This is a genomic window from Streptomyces sp. NPDC107454 (assembly GCF_055582885.1).
In genome coordinates, this window is the sequence record NZ_JBVJPA010000001.1 from 830,253 (window position 1) to 848,714 (window position 18,462).

13 protein-coding genes are annotated in these 18,462 nt (G+C 70.3%); 2 read left to right on the top strand and 11 right to left on the bottom strand.

Annotated elements, in window-relative coordinates; genetic code table 11:
* Nucleotides 1-28: 28 nt before the first annotated feature.
* Genes ACZ69M_RS03670 through ACZ69M_RS03680 form a run of 3 tightly spaced genes read right to left on the bottom strand, consistent with a single transcriptional unit; the run spans nt 29 to nt 3,334 of the window.
* Nucleotides 29-1,054: a TolB family protein gene (locus tag ACZ69M_RS03670; protein ID WP_470046253.1), complete on the bottom strand. Its 1,026-nt coding sequence runs from the start codon at nt 1,052-1,054 to the stop codon at nt 29-31.
* Nucleotides 1,051-2,442, bottom strand: a complete 1,392-nt coding sequence (locus ACZ69M_RS03675) for an MFS transporter (protein WP_470046254.1) — start codon at nt 2,440-2,442, stop codon at nt 1,051-1,053. Before ACZ69M_RS03675 ends, ACZ69M_RS03670 begins: the two co-directional genes overlap by 4 nt.
* 1 nt (nt 2,443) lies before the next feature.
* Complete coding sequence (locus tag ACZ69M_RS03680) at nt 2,444-3,334, bottom strand: alkaline phosphatase family protein (RefSeq protein ID WP_075026496.1); 891 nt, start codon at nt 3,332-3,334, stop codon at nt 2,444-2,446.
* Nucleotides 3,335-3,657: 323 nt separating this feature from the next.
* Between ACZ69M_RS03680 and ACZ69M_RS03685 the strand changes: the two genes are divergently transcribed.
* Entirely contained in the window at nt 3,658-6,654 is a 2,997-nt protein-coding gene (locus ACZ69M_RS03685; protein WP_470046255.1) for a bifunctional [glutamine synthetase] adenylyltransferase/[glutamine synthetase]-adenylyl-L-tyrosine phosphorylase, read from the top strand.
* On the opposite strand, the gene ACZ69M_RS03690 is transcribed toward ACZ69M_RS03685, so the two are convergent.
* The gene (locus ACZ69M_RS03690; RefSeq protein WP_470046256.1) at nt 6,605-7,615 is read right to left on the bottom strand and encodes a DMT family transporter; all 1,011 of its coding nucleotides are present in this window, start codon (nt 7,613-7,615) and stop codon (nt 6,605-6,607) included. The two genes, ACZ69M_RS03685 and ACZ69M_RS03690, sit on opposite strands and share 50 nt — an antisense overlap.
* Before the next feature lie 90 nt (nt 7,616-7,705).
* Here ACZ69M_RS03690 and ACZ69M_RS03695 point away from each other — a divergent pair, with 90 nt between their 5' ends.
* Entirely contained in the window at nt 7,706-8,593 is an 888-nt protein-coding gene (locus tag ACZ69M_RS03695) for a LysR family transcriptional regulator (protein WP_470046390.1), read from the top strand.
* A gap of 120 nt (nt 8,594-8,713) precedes the next feature.
* Here the strand turns inward: ACZ69M_RS03695 and ACZ69M_RS03700 are convergent, their stop codons facing one another.
* The 7 genes from ACZ69M_RS03700 to ACZ69M_RS03730 form a co-directional block, all read right to left on the bottom strand.
* Nucleotides 8,714-9,574: a phosphatase PAP2 family protein gene (locus ACZ69M_RS03700; protein WP_470046257.1), complete on the bottom strand. Its 861-nt coding sequence runs from the start codon at nt 9,572-9,574 to the stop codon at nt 8,714-8,716.
* A 110-nt stretch (nt 9,575-9,684) separates the two neighbouring features.
* A complete protein-coding gene (locus ACZ69M_RS03705; protein ID WP_352051959.1) occupies nt 9,685-10,719 on the bottom strand; it encodes a LacI family DNA-binding transcriptional regulator in 1,035 nt (344 codons plus the stop codon).
* A gap of 25 nt (nt 10,720-10,744) precedes the next feature.
* Nucleotides 10,745-12,394, bottom strand: a complete 1,650-nt coding sequence (locus tag ACZ69M_RS03710) for a glycoside hydrolase family 13 protein (protein WP_470046258.1) — start codon at nt 12,392-12,394, stop codon at nt 10,745-10,747.
* Nucleotides 12,395-12,471: 77 nt separating this feature from the next.
* Entirely contained in the window at nt 12,472-13,377 is a 906-nt protein-coding gene (locus tag ACZ69M_RS03715; protein ID WP_470046259.1) for a sugar ABC transporter permease, read from the bottom strand.
* Nucleotides 13,378-13,389: 12 nt separating this feature from the next.
* Nucleotides 13,390-14,388 (bottom strand): carbohydrate ABC transporter permease, encoded by a 999-nt coding sequence (locus ACZ69M_RS03720; RefSeq protein WP_470046260.1) that lies wholly within the window; start codon nt 14,386-14,388, stop codon nt 13,390-13,392.
* A gap of 1,008 nt (nt 14,389-15,396) precedes the next feature.
* Nucleotides 15,397-16,686 (bottom strand): extracellular solute-binding protein, encoded by a 1,290-nt coding sequence (locus ACZ69M_RS03725; RefSeq protein ID WP_470046261.1) that lies wholly within the window; start codon nt 16,684-16,686, stop codon nt 15,397-15,399.
* 296 nt (nt 16,687-16,982) lie between these two features.
* Entirely contained in the window at nt 16,983-18,365 is a 1,383-nt protein-coding gene (locus ACZ69M_RS03730; RefSeq protein ID WP_470046392.1) for an alpha-amylase, read from the bottom strand.
* Between the last annotated feature and the right edge of the window lie 97 nt (nt 18,366-18,462).

Consider the following 18,462-nt stretch of genomic DNA (forward strand, 5'->3'; position numbering starts at 1 on the left):
TCGTCGCCCGGTTCACGTACGCCGTCGGCTAGTTCACGTACGCGGGCGACACCGCCGCGGTGCTGATGCGGCGCGGCTTTCCCGTGCCGTCGGACGGGACGGTGTAGAGGTCGGCTCCGTAGTCGCCGGGGAGGGCGTAGACGATCGTGCGGTCGTCGCGCCAGACCACCTGGTCGTCGACGCTGCGGGACTCGGCCAGCGGGGTTTCGCGCATCGTGCGCAGGTCGAGGACGTACAGGTGCCAGGGGGCGTCCTTCGACAGGCCCGGCACGCGCTTCTTGTAGGCGACGCGCGTGCCGTCGGGGGAGAGGGACGGGCATTCGACGTTGGTGTGGAGGGTCGTGAGGGTGCGGGCCCGGAGGTCTCCCCGGACCAGGTACGTCCTGCCCTTCGTCGCCAGCGTCGCGTAGAACGTGCGGTCGTCGGCGGCGAACGTGACGCCCCAGAAGTTGACGTCCGCCGCGTGGTACGTCCTGCCGTCCTTCACGACGCGGAACGCCTCCAAGGAGGGAGTCAGTTTCCCCGTTCTCGTGTCCACGATCGCCGCACGCGTGGAGAAGTTCGTACCCGCGTACGAGTCGCCGCCGACGAAGGCCGTCCACGCGGCGTACCGGCCGCTGGGGGAGACGCGGGCGCGGGACGGGATGCCGGGGACGTCGTAGCGGGCCGTCTCGCGCAGGCGTGTGTCGAGGATGACGGCCCGGTAGGTGTCCTGCACCGGGCCGTGCACCGACTGGAGGCAGACGCCGGTGCCCGCGGCCGCGTAGAAGCGGAGGCATTTGACCTTCGACGCCGTGCGGGGCCCCGAGGGGTTCGACGCCGGGACCGTCGTCAGCTCGTCGCGGTGCGGGCCCCAGGCCATGTTCCGGAAGATCATGCGGCTCCCGGACCCGGTGGCGAGCGCGACCGTGCCCGCGGTGATCCTCGGGCCGCCGGGCTGGGTCTGGTTCTTGCGGTCCGCGCGGGCCGAGGCGTGCAGGACGGAGGCCGTGGCCACGCCCGCCAGGACGGCCAGCGCCGAGATCAGGACCAGGATGCGGGTACGGAGGGTCATGCGAGGCCTTCTGAAGGGGCGGAGGGGGTGGGACGGCGGAGTGTCAGCGCGAACAGGGCGCAGAGCGCCAGCGCCACCGTCGACGCCGTGAGCGCCGTACGGTCGCCCCAAGCCGTCCATGCCGCGCCGAAGCCGAGCGAGCAGACGAAACGGGCCAGGGCCTGGCCCGTCTGGACGAGGGCGAGACCGGACGAGCGCAGTTCCTCGGGCACGCTCTCCGAGGCCACTGCCATCAGTACGCCGTCGGTGGCGGCGTAGAAGCAGCCGTGCAGGAGCAGGACGGCGTACGGCAGTGCCGTTCCGTGCCAGGAGGTGAGCAGGAGGGCGTACGCGAGGAGCAGGGCGCCGTGACCGGCCAGGAACACCCGCCAGCGGCCGACCCGGTCCGCGAGGCGGCCGAGCGGGACGGCCAGGAGCAGGAAGGCCGCCGCCGTGCCGAGGGGCAGCAGCGCGAACCAGCGGTCCGGTACGCCCAGGCGCCGCTGGAGGAGCAGGTAGACGAAGGAGTCGCTGACCGTCGCGAGGCCCAGCAGGAGCGCGCAGAGGGTGACGCGGCGCAGGTCGGGGCGGGCGAGGAGGGCGAGGGCCGCGCGCAGGGTGGGGCGGGGTGCGGTGTCCCCGGAGATTCCCTGCGGTGCCGTCCCTGCCGCTCGTGAACGAGCGCCGTCGGCACCGGACTTCGTACGTGCGCCGTCGGTACCGGACTTCGTACGTGCGCTGTCGGCACCGGACTTCGTGCGCGTGCCGTTCGGCACGAACAGCACCAGGACCAGTACGCCGACCACCGCCACGCAGAAGCTCACCGTGAACACCGCGTCGTACCCGTCGACCGTGGCCCGCAGGATCAGGAAGGCCACGAGGGGACCGAACAGCGCCCCCGCCGTGTCCATCGCCCGGTGCACGCCGAACGCGCGCCCCCGTGTCTCCGGCGTGCTCGACAGCGAGATCAGCGCGTCGCGCGGGGCCGTGCGCAGGCCCTTGCCGGTGCGGTCGGCGGCCAGGATCAGGCCGATCGGGGTGAGCGTGTGGGCCAGGAGCAGCAGGGGCTTGCAGGCCGCCGAGAGGGCGTAGCCGAAGCCCGCCACCCATTTGTGGCGGCCGCCGCCGCGGTCGGCCAGGTGGCCCCCGATCAGCCGGACGAGTGCCGAGAAGCCGTTGTAGATGCCGTCCAGGAGGCCGAAGCCCAGCGGGGACAGGCCGAGGCCCGTCACCAGGTACAGGGGCAGTACCGCCGTGACCATCTCCGAGGAGACGTCGGTGATGAGACTGACCGCGCCGAGCGCCAGCACCGTGGGCGCGACCGCGGCACGGCGCCGTCCGGCACGAGGCCGGACGGCGCCTTCCGCGGACGCCGCACTCGTGGAGGCGCGGCTGTCCGCCACGTACATCTCAGGACGTCCAGATGCCGGTGATGTCCTTGCCGGAGGCGGCGTTGCCCGCGTGTGTCGACAGGCCCTGCGAGTCCTCCAGGGTGCGCAGCAGGTCGTAGTGGTTGTAGGTGGTCGAGCTGGTGGATCCCGCGGTCACCTGCTGGCCGTAGAACACGGTCGGGATCTTGTTGCCGCTGAGCCGGTTGTCCTCGTCGAAGGTGACGACGAGCAGGCTGTTGTGGGTCTTGGCCCAGGTCGCGTACGCGCCCAGCTTGTTCTTCAGCCAGGTGTCACCGGTCGACACCGAGCAGTCGTGCATGTCGCTGCACAGGTTGGGGACCACGAAGGAGACCTGCGGAAGCGTCGTGTAGTCCGTCGGGAACTGGGTGAAGGTCTTCGCGGTCGACGTCGGTACGTTGCTGAAGCCGAACCACGGGTTGTGCTTCTGCGCGTAGTTGCCGCTGCTGCACGTCGTGGAGCCCTGGCTGGGCAGCGTCTCGTTGTAGCTCGCCCAGGTCCTGCCCGCCGCGATCACCTCGGAGGCGAGGTTCGCGGCGGAGGAGAAGCCGGGGGTGACACAGCTGTCGTCCGTGACGCCCTGGGTGGAGCCGGAGAAGAGGGCGTAGTAGTTGGGCTGGCTCGGGTGCGTCTCGGCGTACGACGAGGTGAGGTTGGCGCCGCCGGTCTTGAGCGAGTTGATGTACGGGGCGCTGGAGGAGCCGATCACCTGGCTGTACGCGTGGTTCTCGAAGACCACGACGACCACGTGGTCCGGGGTCGGTACCCCGGCCGCGGCGTGCGCGGTCGTGGAGCCGCCGAGGCCGGTCCACAGGCCCACCGCGGCTGCGGTGAAGGCGAGGGCGGACGCCACGACGGCACGACTGCGGCGGTACACGTTTCTGCCGGACACTTCAGACCTCCGGTGGGGGGAAGACGACGGTGGCGGTGCGGACAGAGCATGCACACGCCAACATTCCCCTGTGCCAAGCCACCCAACCGGCGGGGTGAAGACCTGATGAACTGCTCGCCTCCCGGCCTGCGCGGTCGTCGCCACCCCCCCTGCCTTCTTACTTTTCTTACCTTCCTCGCCGCTCGCACGGGCCACCTCCAAGGACACCTTCCACGGAAGCCGATTCCGGCGCGGGGCGCCACCGTGGGGACCGGGGTTAGGCTCGGGCTCGTACGACCTTGATCGGACCGGTCGTGCCACCTGATCCGACGGGAGGGCCCAGGATGATGGCGCCGGGGCGCAGGAGCAGTACCTTCACGCGGCTGCTGCGACACGGCTTCACCGATCCGTCGGCCGCCGAGCGGCTCCTGGACGGTGCGGAGCTCGAGCCCGTACGGTCCGATCCGGTGCTCCTCGACGCGCTCGGCGCCACCGCCGATCCCGATCTCGCGCTGCTCGGGCTCGTCCGGCTCGTCGAGGCGCAGGACGGCCACATCGCCGAGCGGGAACTCCTCGACACCCTGATCGCGGCCAAGCCGCTGCGTGACCGGCTGCTCGGCGTCCTCGGTGCCTCCGCCGCCCTCGCCGACCACCTCGCCCGGCACCCGCGCGACTGGCAGGAGCTCGTGACGTACGAGCCGCAGGACCTCCACCCCGGGGTACGGGAGTTCGAGCGGGGGCTGGCGCAGGCGACCGATCCCGTCGCCCTGCGCGTCGCCTACCGGCGCTGCCTGCTGTCCATCGCCGCACGCGACGTGTGCGGCACCACCGACCTCGCCCAGACCGCCGCCGAACTCGCCGACCTCGCCACGGCCACCCTGCGCGCCGCGCTCGCCATCGCCGGCAGAGCCGCGCCCGACGACGTCGCGCTGTGCCGGCTCGCGGTGGTCGCGATGGGGAAGTGCGGGGGCCACGAGCTGAACTACGTGTCCGACGTCGATGTCATCTTCGTGGGGGAGGCGGTGGAAGGGGCCGACGAGCGCAAGGCGCTGCAGGCCGCCACCCGGCTCGCCTCCCACATGATGCGGATCTGTTCCGAGACCACCGTCGAGGGCAGTATCTGGCCCGTCGACGCGAATCTGCGGCCCGAGGGGCGGAACGGGCCGCTGGTACGGACCCTGAGCAGCCACCTCGCCTACTACCAGCGGTGGGCCAAGACCTGGGAGTTCCAGGCCCTGTTGAAGGCGCGGCCGGTGGCCGGGGACCTCGGACTCGGAGAGGAGTACGTGGCCACGCTGGCGCCCCTGGTGTGGCACGCCGCAGAGCGGGAGAACTTCGTCGCCGACGTACAGAAGATGCGGCGGCGGGTCGTGGAGAACATCCCCGTCGCCGAGATCGACCGCGAGCTGAAGCTCGGACCGGGAGGACTGCGCGATGTCGAATTCGCGTTGCAGCTCCTCCAGTTGGTGCACGGGCGGGCCGACACCTCACTGCGCAGCGGGACCACGCTGGACGCGTTGAAGGCACTCGCGGCCGGTGGGTATGTCGGGCGGGCCGACGCCGTGCAGCTCGACGACGCCTATCGGTTCCTGCGGTCCATGGAGCACCGCATACAGCTCTACCGGCTGCGGCGGACTCATCTGGTGCCCGAGGACGATGCCGATCTGCGGCGCATCGGGCGGTCGCTCGGTCTTCGGGCCGATCCCGTCGTCGAGCTGAACCGTGAGTGGAAGCGGCACGCGGCTGTCGTACGGCGGCTGCACGAGAAGTTGTTCTACCGGCCGCTGCTCGACGCCGTGGCCCAACTCGCCCCGGGCGAGAGCCGGCTGAGTCCCAACGCGGCGCGGGAGCGGCTCGTCGCCCTCGGGTACGCCGATCCGGCCGCGGCGCTGCGGCATCTGGAGGCGCTGGCTTCCGGGGTCTCGCGGAAGGCCGCGATCCAGCGGACCCTGCTGCCCGTGCTGTTGGGGTGGTTCGCGGATTCCGCCGACCCCGACGCCGGGTTGCTGAACTTCCGCAAGGTGTCGGACGCCCTGGGCAAGACCCCTTGGTATCTGCGGCTGTTGAGGGACGAAGGGGCCGCGGCGGAGAACCTGGCGCGGGTGCTGTCGGCCGGGCGGCTCGCCCCGGACCTGCTGATGCGGGCGCCGGAGGCCGTCGCGCTGCTCGGCGACGGGGACGGGGGCGGGCTCGAACCGCGCAGCCGTGCGCATCTGGAACAGGAGATCCTCGCCGCGGTGAGGCGGGCCGACGGGGGCGAGCAGGCGGTGACCGCCGCGCGGGGTGTGCGGCGGCGGGAGCTGTTCCGTACGGCCGCCGCGGACATCGTCGCCTCGTACGGCACCGAGGAGACGCCGGCCGTCGCCGATCAGGGCGCGCTGGTGGATCAGGTGGGCGGTGCCGTGTCCGACCTGACGGCGGCGACGCTGGCGGGGACCCTGCGGGCCGTGGTGCGGGACAAGTGGGGGGACACGCTGCCCACGCGCTTCGCCGTCATCGGGATGGGGCGGTTCGGGGGGCACGAGCTCGGTTACGGGTCCGATGCGGATGTGCTGTTCGTGCATGAGCCCCGGGAAGGTGTCGACGAGCAGGAGGCATCCCGGGCGGCCAACGCGGTTGTCTCGGAGATGCGGCGGTTGCTTCAGGTGTCCAGCGCGGATCCGCCCTTGCTGATCGACGCCGATCTGCGGCCCGAGGGGAAGTCCGGGCCTTTGGTGCGGACGCTGAACTCCTACGAGGCCTACTACCGGCGATGGTCGTTGGTGTGGGAGTCGCAGGCACTCCTGCGGGCCGAGTTCGTCGCGGGGGACGAGGACCTGGGGCGGCGGTTCATCGAGCTGGTCGATCCGTTGCGGTATCCCGCGGAGGGGCTCGGTGACGACGCCGTACGGGAGATCCGGCGGCTGAAGGCCCGGATGGAGTCGGAGCGGATGCCCCGCGGGGCCGATCCGACGCTGCACACCAAGCTGGGGCGGGGCGGGCTGTCCGACGTGGAGTGGACCGTGCAGCTGTTCCAGTTGCAGCACGGGTGGGTGGAGCCGGGGCTGCGGACCACCCGGACCCGGGAGGCGCTGGGCGCGGCGTGCGCGGCGGGGCTGGTGTCCGGGGAGGACGCGGCCATCCTGGACGAGGCGTGGGTGCTGGCCACGCGGGTGCGCAACGCGGTGATGATGGTGCGGGGGCGGGCCGGGGACACGTTTCCCTCCGACGGGCGTGAACTCGCCGCGGTCGGGCGGTACTTGGGGTACGGGCCCGGTCATGTCGGCGACATGCTCGAGGACTACCGGCGGATCACTCGGCGGGCTCGGGCCGTGGTGGAGGTGCTGTTCTACGGGGCGTGAGCGTGGGGGGCCGGCGAACCGGCGCGGCCCCTTCCGTTCGGGGGCGAGTGCGAGTGCGAGTGCGGGTGCGGGTGCGGGTGGCTGCCACTCCGGCCAGGACCACCGCCATGCCCACCAGGGTGCGGGGGCCGATCGTCTCGTTCAGGACCAGGGCGCCGAGCGTCACCGAGACCACGGGGAGCAGGTAACCGACCGTGGCCGCGCTGGTGGGGCCCTCTTCGGCGATCATGCGGTAGTTGAGGTAGAAGGTCAGGCCGGTGGAGAAGACGCCGAGGACGGTGACCGCCAGCAGGGCCGTGCTGTCGGGGTGGCTGGGGGCCGCCGTGGGGAGGGCCAGGGTCGTCCACGCCGTCGCCATGAGGAGTTGGGCCGCCGATACGGCCAGGGGGGCGCCGCGGGGGGTGAGATGGCGGGCCATGTAGGTGAAGGCGATCGCATAGCTGGCCGCGGCGGCCAGGAGGGCCCCGGCGCCCCAGCCGGCCAGGCCGCCGTGCTGCCAGGGGGCGAAGATCAGCAGGACGCCCGCGAAGCCGAGGAGCAGGCCGGTCAGGCGGAGGGGGTGGAGAGCGCGGTCCGTGCCGAGAACCGCGCCCAGCAGGAGCGACCAGAGGGGAGTGGTCGCGTTCATGACGCCCGCGATCCCCGAGTCGACCGTCTGCTCGCCGAGCGCGAAGAGCGCGAAGGGGATCGCGTTGCAGAACAGCGCCGCGACGGTCACATGGAGCCAGAGGGCGCGGGAGCGAGGGAGGCGCTGGTGCGCCCCGCGGGCCAGGAGCAGGAGGACCGCCGTGCCCAGGGCGCAGCGCGCGAGGGTGAGGTGGGCGGGGGACAGGCCGTGGTCGAGGGCCACCTTGATCCAGAGGAAGCCGGAGCCCCAGAGGAGCGCCAGGGTGGCCATGCGGAGCGAGGAGCGGAGGGGGGAGCGGCGGGAGGAGGGCGAGGCGGTGACGGGGCTTGCCATGCGTCCTACCGTCCGTGGTTTTTGGATTGAGGACAAGTGAAGTGTTTTGCATGCACTGTTAAGGTGTGCTTCATGCTTGATGTGCGGCGTATGCAGGTGCTGCGGGCTGTGGTCAGCAGCGGGTCGGTGACGGCGGCCGCGGCGGATCTCGGGTACACGCCGTCCGCCGTCAGTCAGCAGATCGGGGCGCTGGAGAAGCAGGCGGGGACCGAGCTGCTGGAGCGGGTCGGGCGCGGGGTGCGGCCCACCGCGGCGGGGCTGCTGCTGACCGAGTACGCGGACGCCATCGGGCGGCAGGTCGCCGAGGCGGAGACCGCCCTCGCGGATCTGCGGGCGGGGCGGACGGGGCGGCTCGCGGTGCGGTACTTCGCCACGGCCGGGGCCGCGCTGGTCGCTCCCGCCGTTGCGCGGTTTCGGCGTGAGCACCCCGGCGTACGGGTGGAGTTGAAGCTGATCGACGTGGAGGATCCGCTGCCCGACGTGAAGGAGGGGCGGGCCGATCTCGCCCTGGTGGTGCGGGCCGACGGTACCGGTCCCGAGGGCATCCGGCTCGTACGTCTGCTCGATGATCCGTACCGGGTCGTGCTGCCCAGAGGGCATCGGCTCGCGGGGCGGCGGCTGCTCGAACTGGCGGAGCTGGCGGATGAGCCGTGGGTCGGGAGCGAGTGGCCGGGGCCCTGTCTCGACGCCCAGTTGGACGCCTGTGCGGCTGCCGGGTTCCGGCCCTCGTTCGCGGTGCAGAGCGAGGACTACGCCACCGCTCAGGGATTCGTGGCGGCAGGGCTCGGAGTGAGTCTGGTTCCCCGGCTCGGGCTGGGGAGCCGGCACCCCGGTGTGGTGGTGCGCAAGGTGCGCGCTCCTGAGCCGGTGCGGGTCCTCTACGCGGCGGTGCGGGAGGCGGGTCCCGGCGCGGCCGAACGGCCGGCGCTGAGTGGACTGCTGGACGCGCTCCGGGGCGCGGCCCACCCCGACCGGTGACGGCTCATGGCGGCTCCGGCTCCAGGCGCTGGAGGGTCGCGAGACGGGACGTATCGCTCCGGTGGACGGCGAACGGGCCCGTCGGTCACCGACGGGCCCGTTCGACGACAGCTCCGGGTGTCATGCCTCCAGTGGCACCAGGGGCGCGCCACGCGTCCCCGGAACCCAGCGGGGCAGGGCGTAGGGCAGAGCCCCGTACCAGAGGCGGGCGACCGTGAAGCCGAAGGCCAGGCACAGCATGCCGCCCACCGCGTCCAGCCAGAAGTGGTTGGCGGTGGAGACGATGACCAGCAGTGTGGCCGCCGGATACAGCAGACCCAGGACGCGCACCCACGGCACCGAGGCCAGGGCGAAGATGGTCAGACCGCACCACAGGGACCAGCCGATGTGCATCGACGGCATCGCGGCGTACTGGTTCGACATGTGCTTGAGGTCCCCGGAGGCCATGGAACCCCACGTGTGGTGGACGACCACCGTGTCGACGAAGTCGCCGCCGATCATCAGGCGGGGCGGGGCCAGCGGGAAGAAGTAGTAGCCGAGCAGGGCCACCGCAGTGGTGGCGAAGAGCGCGAGGCGCGCCGCCGCGTACCGGCCGGGGTGGCTGCGATAGAGCCACACCAGGACCCCGAGCGTCACGACGAAGTGCAGCGTCGCGTAGTAGTAGTTCATCCCGATGATCAGCCATGTCACCGAGTTCACGGCGTGGTTGACCGACTGCTCGACGGCGATCCCGAGGTGGTGCTCCATGCGCCACAGCCAGTCGGCGTTGCGCAGCGCCTCCTGCTTCTGCTCGGGCACGGCGTTGCGGATCAGTGAGTACGTCCAGTAACTCACGGCGATGAGCAGGATCTCGAACCAGAAGCGGGGGCGACGCGGGGTGCGCAGCCGGCGCAGGAACGCCTTCCCCGCGTTCTCCTCCGCGACGGGGCGTGGAGCGGCCCGGTCCTGGCCTTCCAGTGTCGTCACGGTCGTCTCACCCATAGGCACAAAGTCTGCCAGAAAAGCGTTCCGCGACCGATCATCCCTTGGTTGGGTCCTGGCCGCACGTTCTACGACAGGAGGAGTCCTCCGCGCAACGTATGCGCTCCTCCTTAGGGACGATTCCGGTCCCCAGGGGCCGAAGCGGTCGAACCGCGCACCACCAGCTCCGGCATGAACACGAATTCACTGTGCGGCGCCGGAGTTCCACCGATCTCCTCCAGCAACGTCCGCACGGCGGCCTGCCCCATGGCCGGGACCGGCTTGCGGATCGTCGTCAGGGGTGGGTCGGTGAAGGCGATCAGCGGGGAGTCGTCGAAGCCGACGACCGATATGTCCTTTGGCACCTCCAGGCCCCGCTGGCGCGCCGCCCTTATCGCGCCGAGGGCCATCATGTCGCTCGCGCAGACCACCGCCGTGCACCCCCGGTCCATGAGGGCGGTGGCCGCGGCCTGGCCGCCCTCCAGGGTGTACAACGAGTGCTGGACGAGTCGCTCCTCGATGTCGGCCGGGCTCAGCCCCAACTGCTCCTGCATCGTGCGCACAAAGCCCTCGATCTTCCGCTGCACGGGCACGAACCGCTTCGGACCCAGGGCGAGTCCGATGCTGGTGTGCCCGAGCGAGACGAGGTGCGTGACCGCGAGGGCCATCGCCGCGCGGTCGTCCGGGGAGATGAAGGGCGCCTGGACCTTCGGCGAGAAACCGTCGACCAGGACGAACGGGACGCCCTGGGCGCGCAGCTGCTCGTAGCGCTGCATGTCCGCCGAGGTGTCGGCGTGCAGACCGGAGACGAAGATGATGCCGGCGACGCCCCGGTCCACCAGCATCTCCGTCAGCTCGTCCTCGGTGGAGCCGCCCGGCGTCTGGGTGGCGAGGACCGGGGTGTAGCCCTGGCGGGTCAGGGCCTGGCCGATGACTTGCGCCAGGGCCGGAAATATGGGGTTCTCCAGCTCCGGGGTGATCAGGCCCACCAGGCCCTCGCTGCGCTGCCGCAACCGGACCGGGCGCTCGTAGCCCAGGACGTCGAGCGCGGCCAGGACGGACTGGCGGGTGGTCGCGGCGACGCCCGGCTTCCCGTTCAGGACGCGGCTGACAGTCGCCTCGCTGACCCCCGCCTGGGCTGCGATGTCGGCAAGCCGTGTGGTCACAGGATTGGACTGTACCGGTCGCATCTCAGACTGCCCACCAGACCGTTGAATCTGCGGGCAGTTCGGTCGTTTCGGTACCCGGCTCGACGTCCGCGCTGGCGAGCAGCAGGGTGCCCGGGGTGGGCAGCGGGAGGGGGGCCGCGGTGAGGTTCACCGTGCAGACGAAGGAGCCCTCGGCGGTGTCCCGGCGGAAGGCGAGGACCCCGTCGGGCGTCGGCAGCCAGGTCACCTGGCGGCCCGCGCCGAGCGCCGGGTGCTCGCGGCGCACGGCGAGCGCGCTGCGGTAGAACTCCAGCGTCGAGGTGGGGTCGCCCTCCTGCGCCTCGACCGTGAGGTTCTTCCAGGAGGCCGGCTGCGGCAGCCAGCTCGGGCCGCCCTCGACCGGGCCGAAGCCGAACGGCGCGACCTCGCCGGACCACGGCAGCGGCACCCGGCAGCCGTCGCGGGTGCCGTCCTGGCCCGCGCTGCGGAAGAACGCCGGGTCCTGGCGGACCTCGTCGGGCAGGTCGACGACCTCGGGCAGCCCGAGCTCCTCGCCCTGGTAGAGGTACGCCGAGCCGGGCAGCGCCAGCATGAGCAGGGTCGCCGCCCGGGCCCGGCGCAGACCACGCGCCTCGTCCCCTTCCGCGAGACGCGTGGAGTGCCGTACCACGTCGTGGTTGGAGAGGACCCAGGTCGCGGGCGCGTGCACGCTGTTCATGGCGCCGAGCGAGCGGTCGATGACCTCGCGCAGGTCCGCCGCGTTCCAACCGGTGGTCAGATAGGAGAAGTTGAAGGCCTGGTGCAGCTCGTCCGGGCGCAGGTAGAGGGCGCTGCGCTCGACGGTCGGCGTCCATGCCTCGGCGACCGCGATGCGCTCACCCGCGTACTCCTCCAGGATGCGCCGCCAGCTGCGGTAGATCTCGTGCACGCCGTCCTGGTCGAAGTACGGCACGGCCTCGGTGCCCAGCAGCTTGACCTGCTCGTCGTGGCCGATGTCCGGCAGACCCGCCGCCTTGACGAGGCCGTGGGCGACGTCGATGCGGAAGCCGTCGATGCCGAGGTCCAGCCAGAAGCGCAGGATGGAGCGGAACTCGTCGTGGACGGCCGGGTGGTCCCAGTTGAAGTCGGGCTGCTCGGGCGCGAACAGGTGCAGGTACCACTCGCCGTCCTCGACGCGGGTCCAGGCAGGCCCGCCGAAGATGGACTCCCAGTCGTTGGGGGGCAGTTCGCCGTTCTCCCCCTTGCCGGGACGGAAGTGGAAGCGCTCCCGGATCGGCGAACCCGGGCCCTCGCGCAGCGCCTGCTTGAACCACTCGTGCTGGTCCGAGCAGTGGTTGGGCACCACGTCGACGATCACCCGCAGCCCCAGCCCGTGCGCGTCCCGCACCAGGTCGTCGGCGTCCGTGAGGTTGCCGAACATCGGGTCCACCGCGCGGTAGTCGGCCACGTCGTAGCCCGCGTCCGCCTGTGGGGAGGCGTAGAAGGGGGACAGCCACACCGCGTCGACGCCGAGTTCCTTCAGGTACGGGAGCCGGGCCCGGACGCCCGGCAGGTCACCCATGCCGTCGCCGTTGCCGTCCGCGAAGCTGCGCGGATAGACCTGGTAGATGACCGCGTCGCGCCACCACTCCCGGCGCCCGGAGGCGGCGGAGGAGGCGTCGGTGGGGAGTGCGTCGGTGACGTGCTGGGTCATGGATTCCCTTAGGGGTGCGGGGGGAACGACGGAGGCGCTTGCTGAGTACGAGGGGGCCGCTAAGTGCGGGCGGGCCGTCAGGATTTCGTCCCTCCGGCCGTCAGTCCGGAGACCAGGCTGCGCTGCACCAGCATGAAGACGAGGGCCGCCGGAAGGGTGATGATGATCGCCGTGGCCGAGGTCCACGCCCAGTCGGGCCGCTGGTCCTGCGCGAAGGTGCGGATGCCGACGGCGAGCGTGTAGTGGTCGGACTGCATGAACTGCGTGGCGTACGCGACCTCGCCCCAGGCGGTGAGGAAGCTGTAGAACGCGGTCACTGCGAGGCCCGGCTTGGCCAGCGGCACGATCAGCCGCCAGAACGTGCCGAACGGGGTGAGCCCGTCGACCCGGCCCGCCTCGTCTATCTCCTTGGGGATGGTGTCGAAGTACCCCTTCATCATCCAGGCGCAGAACGGCACCGCCGTCGTCGCGTACGCCAGGATCAGACCGAGGTAGTTGTCCAGCAGGTTCAGCTCGGACATAAGCAGGTAAAGCGGCACGATCAGCACGATACTGGGGAACATCTGCGTGACCAGGAAGGTCCACATCAGCTGCCTGCTGCCGGGGAACTTCATCCGGGACACCGCGTATCCGGCGGTCGCCGCGAGGAAGACGCCGAGCACGGTGGTGCCGCCCGCCACGACGACGGTGTTCAGGAACCACTTCGGCAGGTCCGTCTGGGACAGCACGTCGCTGTAGTTGTGCAGGCTGAGGTGCGAGAACACCTCGCTCGGCTGCTGCCAGGCGTTCTTCGGGCCGAGCGAGATGAACAGGATCCACATCACCGGGAAGGCCGCGATCACCGTGGCGACGATCAGCGTGCCGTGCAGGGCGATCGAGGAGCCGAGGCTGCGTTCCTCGCGGCCGCGCACCTTGCGGGGGGCGGTCACGGCGGACCGGCCGGCGGTGGCGGTCGCGGAGGACTCGTGGGTTGCTGCGGTCATGGCGAGGGCTCCTTACGCCTGCTCGGACTTCAGGGTGCTGCGGCGGTAGAAGGTCGAGAAGGCCAGCAGGAGCGCGAGGATGATGATCCCGTACGTCGCCGCGCCCGCGTAGTCCGAGACGCCGGTGAACGCCTTGCGGAAGGCGAAGGTGACGAGGATGTCGGCGTCGCCGCTCGTGTTGTTGCCCAGCAGCAGGTAGATGATGTTGAACATGTTGAACGTCCAGATGCAGCCCAGCAGGATCACGGTGTTGGTCACCGGACGCAGGCCGGGCAATGTGACGTTCACGAAGCGCTGCCAGGGGGAGGCACCGTCCATCTCGGCGGCCTCGTACAGCTCCTTGGGGATGGACTGCAGACCGCCCAGGATCGCGACCATGTTGAAGGGGACGCCGACCCATACGTTCACCATGATGACGGCGACCTTCTGGGCGAGCGGGGTGCCGAGCCAGTCCTGGGCCGGCAGGCCGAACGCGGTGATGATCTCGTTGAAGACGCCGTACTGGGAGTTGAGCATCAGCCGCCAGGCGAAGACGCCGATGAACGACGGAACCGCCCACGGCAGGATCAGCATCGCGCGGTAGAAGCCCCGGAAGCGGACCTTGCGGTTGAGGAGCACGGCGAGGCCCATGCCGAGGCCGACCATCACCCCCACGCCGACCACGGTCCAGATGATCGTCCACCACAGGCGCGGGTAGAAGTCGCTGTCCGCGCCCGACAGCACGTGCCAGTAGTTGTCGAGGCCCACGAACTTGTACGTGGCCGGGCGGTGGAAGGCGCCGATGGTGGACGCCACGTTCGACTCGTTGGCGTCGGTCAGCGACTGGTAGAAGCCGTATCCGAGCGGATACAGGACGAGGACGGTGAGGACGATGGCGACCGGGGTCACCATGGCCCAGGCGTACCAGTACTTGTCCCAGGACCGCCGGAGCGCCGAAACGCGTGGGGGGCGCGCGGCGTTCTTGCCGGGCGCTGGCTGGTCGGTCTTCTCGGTGCTCGCTGCGGTCGTCATCCTCATCGGCTCTTTCGCGGCGGAAATGCGGAGGTCTGGGGCGGGGGAGATCTGGCGCCCCGGGGTCTGGAGGCCCCGGGGCCCGTGGTCCCGGTGGGCCCGGGGTCCGGTGGGCCCAGGGTCCGGGGGCCCGTGGATCGGTGGGCCCGGGGTCGGGTGGATCCGGGGTCCGGTGGGCCCAGGGTCCGTGGGCCGGTGGATCCGGGGGTCGGTGGGTCCGCGGGGCCGGGGGCCCGTGGGCCCGGGGCCGGTGGATCCGGGGTCTGGGGGCTGGTGGGCCCCGGGTCCAGGGATCCGGTGGGTCCTGGGTCCAGAGGCCTGGGGGTCAGGGTCTGGTGGTCTTGTGGATCAGGGGTCCAGGGGCGGGTCGACGCGGGATCCGGGGAGTCTGGGGGGCTGAGGGTCTGGGGGTCTGGTCAACCCGGGTCTAGGGCCCGGGATCCCGTGGGCCCGGGGGCCCGGGGGCCCGAAGTCCGCGGCCTGATGGATCCGGGATCCGGTGGGTCCGGGGTCCAGAGTCCTGGGCCTGCGGATCCGGGACTCGGCCGACCCGCGGGGCCAGGGCCTTGAGGGTCGGGTGGATCCGGGGTCCAGGGTCCGGTGGGTCCGGGACTCGGGGTCTGGTCAATCCCTGGGGCCAGTGCCCCGGGGGCCTGGTGGACCCGAGGTCCGGGGCCTGGTCGGTCCGGGATCCGGGTCCGGGGGTCCCGTGCCTGGTGGGCCCGGGGTCCGGTGGGTCCGGGATCCGGGACTCGGGGTCTGATTAACCCCGGGGGCCTGGTGGGCCCGGGTTCCGGGGATCCGGGTCCGGGGTTCCAAGGCCTGGTGGGCCCGGGGTCCGGTGGGTCCGGGGGCCAGGGCCTGGTCGGTCCGGGGCCCGGTGGGGTCGGTGATCCTGAGGGAAGCGGTGACCGCAGCCCCGGGGGAGCCCCGTTCGGGGCGGCAGCGGGGAAAACGTTCCCCGGGGCTGCGTGTTCTTCGGTTACCGGTGGATCAGGGGTTGCCCGGTCAGCCGATGGTGTAGCCGGGCAGGAGCTTCTGGAACTCCTTGGCGGTGGCGTCGAGACCGGTCTTGACGTCCTCGCCGCCCTGAAGGATCTTCACGTAGTTCTGCGCGAGCGGCGTGAAGAGCGAGCCGACCTGCGGCAGCGCGACGCGCGGACGGGCGGTCTGCTCCAGGATCGGCTTGAAGCCGGCGATCTTGGCGTCCGCCGTGACCTCGGCCGTGTACGCCGACTTGCGGGTCGGCAGCGTGCCGGTGCCCTTGGCGATCTCGACCTGGCTGTCGGTCGAGGTCATGAACTGGGTGAAGAGGTACCCGGCGTCCAGGTTCTTGGAGCCCTGGTAGACCGCGAGGTTGTGACCGCCGGTCGGCGCCTGGGCCTTGCCACCGGGGCCGGCCGGGACGGGCGCGTAGCCGAGGTTGGTCTCCTTGCCCTTGAAGGCGCTGCCGCTCAGGTCCTCGCTGACCGACCAGGGACCCTGGACCAGCATGGCGACCTTGCCGGTCTTGAACGCCGTCTGCATGTTCTGGTAGGCGTTGGCGTAGTCGACCTTCATCGACGCCTCGTCCTGGATCTTCTTCGCCGTGGTGATCGCGGTGACGGCGTTGGCGTCGGAGATGGTGATCTTCTTGGCCGAGGTGTCGGCCATGTCCGCGTTGTTGCTGTAGAGCAGCGGGAGCAGGAAGTACGAGTCCGGGTTGAGGTACGTGCCGTACGCCCCGGTCTTCTTCTTGATGGTCTTCGAGTCGGAGATGAACTCGTCCCAGGTGGTCGGCGGCTGCGCGATGCCGGCCTTCTTCAGGAGGTCCTTGTTGTAGAGGAGACCCAGGGTGTCGGTGACCGAGGGGACACCGTACGTCTTGCCGTTGTACTTGGTGGTGTTCAGCGGGCCCGAGTTGAAGTCCGAGGTGTCCTTCAGCGCGATCGTGCCGTCGAGGGGGGCGATGTAACCGAGCGAGGCGTACTCGGCCATCAGGCCGACGTCGGTGCGGACGACGTCCGGGGCACCCTTGCCACTCTTCGCCGCCGACTTGAACTTCTGCTCGACGTCGCTGAACGGGACGCTCTGGTAGTTCACCTTGATCTTCGGGTACTTGGCCTCGAACTTCTTGATGAGAGCCTTGTACGTCGGGGCTTCGGTCGCCGCGTCCGATGTGTCCCAGTACGTGATCGTCCCGGAAATGTCACCTGCGGCCTTCGGCTTGCTCGACGAGTTGCCGTCGGAACCACCACAGGCGGTCGCGGTCAGCGCGATGACGGTCACCGCGGCGGCGATCGATATGCCACGTCGCATATGAACTCCTAGAAGAGGGTTTGCCCGGATCTTCCCTTGGGAGGACCGCGGGTGCCGTCTGTCCCATCGACGGCCGCCGGGCTGGGGAGGAAACTAACAGCGCTGCAAGTCCTTGCGAAAGACGTTGCAAGGAAATTTCCGCAAGATCCCGCAAGCGTGACGTTCCCGTTACCGCAAGGTGTCGCAAAGAGGTCGCAAAGAGGAAAGCGCCGTATCGGGTATGTCCGATACGGCGCATTCGGTACGGGCTCCCTACGGCCTTCCGTACAGGCTTCCGCGCGGCTCGCGGAAGCCGCTCAGCAGCTGGTCCTGCCCGCGTAGAGCGCCAGCGCCGTGTTCGCGCCGAGAGTCGCCGTGAACTGCCCGGAGCCGTTCACCGTGACGCTGGTGTTGTTCTGGACATTGCAGTACGTCCCCGCCGCGAGGGAGGTCTGATAGGTCCGGGTCAGCGAGCCCGACTCGTGGTTGATGGCCACGTACCCCTTGGCACCGCGGCCGAAGGCGATCGCGTCGTTGCCGTCGTCCCACCAGTCGGTGACCGACTGGCCCCGGGTGGCGTTGCGGAAGGCGACCATCGACTTGATCTCCGGCCAGGCGTGCTGGCACTTCCAGCCGTCCTGCCAACAGGCGTTGACCGTGCCGCCGCCCGGCGGGCCGGCGTCCACGTCCGACCACTCGTAGCCGGAGTTGATGTCCGGGGCGCCGTACGGGTAGGCGAGCATGAAGACGTTGGCGAGGGTGTAGTTCGCCCCGTCCTTGTAGTTGAGCGTCGAGCCGTTGCGTTCGGTGTCGTGGTTGTCGACGAACACGCCCGCGACGGAGCTGCTCATATAGCCCCAGCCCTCGCCGTAGTTCTTCAGATAGGCGAGGTTCTCGTTGTTGAAGACCCGCTTGAGGTCGTAGGCGTACCGGAACTCCTGCACGTCGCCGTTGCCGGTGTACTCGGTCGGCTGGACCGCCTCCCCGGCGCCGTAGATGACCTCCTGCTTCCAGTACACCGACGGATTGGTCAGCCGCGACTTGATGTTGGCGAGGTCGGTCGCCGGGATGTGCTTGGCCGCGTCGATGCGGAAGCCGTCCACGCCGTACGCGAGCAGGCTGTTCATGTATCCGGCGATGGTCTTGCGGACGTACTCCTCGCCGGTGTCCAGGTCGGCGAGCCCGACGAGCTCGCAGTTCTGCACGTTGGCGCGGTTGGTGTAGTCGCTGACCGTCGCCGTGCAGTCGTCCATGTCGTACGAGGAGTACAGGCCCGGATAGTTGTACTTCGTGTACGAAGAGCCGCCGGTACCGGTGCCGGAACCCGCCGCCATGTGGTTGACGACCGTGTCCGCCACGACCTTCACGCCTGCCGCGTGACAGGTGTTGATCATGTTCTGGAAAGCGGTCGCGTCACCGAGCCGCCCGGCGATCCTGTAGCTCACCGGCTGGTACGAGGTCCACCACTGCGAGCCCTGTATGTGCTCGGCGGGTGGCGAGACCTGGACGTAGCCGTAACCGGCCGGGCCCAGCGTGTTGGTGCATTCCTTGGCGACCGAGTCGAACTTCCACTCGAACAGAACGGCGGTGACGTCCTTCGTGCCCGGCGGGGAAGCCGCCGCGACACCTGGGGGGAGGGCCACCGAGACCGCCAGGCCCGCCGCGAGGGCGAACGAGGCGGCAAGTGTCTTCCTGGCCATGTTTCTTGCCATGTGGGTGCTCCTGCACTTCGTCGTGCGGGTGGGGGGAACGGAAGCTATCCGTTGGTTCGGGTTTCAGCAAGATGTCGAAAGAACT

Coding starts and splice junctions, on each gene's coding strand:
- ACZ69M_RS03725 (WP_470046261.1), bottom strand. CDS start 16,686: ATGCGACGTGGCATATCGATCGCCGCCGCGGTGACCGTCATCGCGCTG.
- ACZ69M_RS03715 (WP_470046259.1), bottom strand. CDS start 13,377: ATGACCGCAGCAACCCACGAGTCCTCCGCGACCGCCACCGCCGGCCGG.
- ACZ69M_RS03710 (WP_470046258.1), bottom strand. CDS start 12,394: ATGACCCAGCACGTCACCGACGCACTCCCCACCGACGCCTCCTCCGCC.
- ACZ69M_RS03690 (WP_470046256.1), bottom strand. CDS start 7,615: ATGGCAAGCCCCGTCACCGCCTCGCCCTCCTCCCGCCGCTCCCCCCTC.
- ACZ69M_RS03720 (WP_470046260.1), bottom strand. CDS start 14,388: ATGACGACCGCAGCGAGCACCGAGAAGACCGACCAGCCAGCGCCCGGC.
- ACZ69M_RS03730 (WP_470046392.1), bottom strand. CDS start 18,365: ATGGCCAGGAAGACACTTGCCGCCTCGTTCGCCCTCGCGGCGGGCCTG.
- ACZ69M_RS03700 (WP_470046257.1), bottom strand. CDS start 9,574: ATGGGTGAGACGACCGTGACGACACTGGAAGGCCAGGACCGGGCCGCT.
- ACZ69M_RS03670 (WP_470046253.1), bottom strand. CDS start 1,054: ATGACCCTCCGTACCCGCATCCTGGTCCTGATCTCGGCGCTGGCCGTC.
- ACZ69M_RS03695 (WP_470046390.1), top strand. CDS start 7,706: ATGCAGGTGCTGCGGGCTGTGGTCAGCAGCGGGTCGGTGACGGCGGCC.
- ACZ69M_RS03675 (WP_470046254.1), bottom strand. CDS start 2,442: ATGTACGTGGCGGACAGCCGCGCCTCCACGAGTGCGGCGTCCGCGGAA.
- ACZ69M_RS03685 (WP_470046255.1), top strand. CDS start 3,658: ATGATGGCGCCGGGGCGCAGGAGCAGTACCTTCACGCGGCTGCTGCGA.